We start from the raw sequence: 983 nt of genomic DNA, 5'->3' as shown, positions 1-983 counted from the left end.
CCGAGCGGGCGCTGGCGCTGGAAGCGCGGGCCTCGGCCGTGGCGGCGCACGGCCCGGTGCTGGGCGGCGAGGCGGCGGCGCTCCGGGCAGCGCTGGCAGACGGGGCGGAAGGCGTTCCGGGCGCCAGCCACGCCTTGGCCGGGGCTGCGTTGCAGCGGCGGCTGCGGGAAGCGGCGGCGCGGCACGGCGGCGCGGCGCAAAGCATCGAAACCTTGCCGGAGGCGCGGACGGGGGACGGGATGGTGGGCGTGCGGGCGAAGCTGCAAGTGGGCGCCCGAGGGTTGCGCGACCTGCTCGCGGAACTGGAAACCGGGCGGATGCCCTTGCAAGTGCAGGCGCTGGCCTTGGCCAACGCCGCGGTCCGCGGCGGCCAGCCGTTGCTGGAGGTGCAAGTGGAGCTGCGCGGCCTGCGCGGGATGGCGGCGCCGTGAGGGCGCGGCTGCCCGCGTTGCTGTTGTGCTGCGGTGGGCTGGCCTGGGCGGCCGTGGACGATGACCGGGCGGTGCGCGCCCCGCCGCCGACCCTTGCGCGGCTGGCGTCCGGCCAAGAGGCTCCTCCCCCGGTCCCGGCCATCAGCCTTCCGGAGACGCCATCCGGGCCTTGGGCGGAACAGGTGGAACGACCGCTGTTCACGCTTGGCCGCCGCCCTCCCGCGGTTGCAGCGCCGGCGCGCGTGGTGGAGGCACCGCCGGAGCCGCCGCCGCCCCTCGCGGCGAGCGGCGTGGTGCTGCGGTCCGCCGGCGCGGTGGCGTTGCTGCGCCTCGCGGACGAGCGGACCGTGCGGGCCGCGGAGGGCGAGGAAGTCGACGGCTGGCTCGTGGCGGCGATCAGCGCCGATGGCGTCCGGCTCAGCCGTGGCGACAAGGTGCTGCATTTGCCGGTCCGCGCGCGCGCGGCGGGGGGAATGTCGCGCCATTGAACTCAGCGTCCGTTGGACGGTCGGCGGCGGGCGACGCGGCGGAGCAGCGGCGCCCCCATGGCGA

General features: G+C 77.3%; 2 protein-coding genes. Both read left to right on the top strand.

Translation table 11 applies throughout. The annotated features are described in order from the left end of the window. On the top strand, positions 1-431 hold a 431-nt coding region (gspM, locus tag ABD067_RS25655), incomplete at its 5' end, for a type II secretion system protein GspM (protein ID WP_343898277.1). Positions 432-613: 182 nt separating this feature from the next. Then, entirely contained in the window at positions 614-919 is a 306-nt protein-coding gene (locus tag ABD067_RS25650) for a hypothetical protein (protein ID WP_343898276.1), read from the top strand. Positions 920-983 lie beyond the last annotated feature (64 nt).

This window comes from Craurococcus roseus (genome assembly GCF_039523795.1).
Taxonomy (GTDB): domain Bacteria; phylum Pseudomonadota; class Alphaproteobacteria; order Acetobacterales; family Acetobacteraceae; genus Craurococcus; species Craurococcus roseus.
The sequence above is the reverse complement of the archived record's forward strand: the minus strand, read 5'-3'. Positions and strand labels throughout refer to the sequence as shown.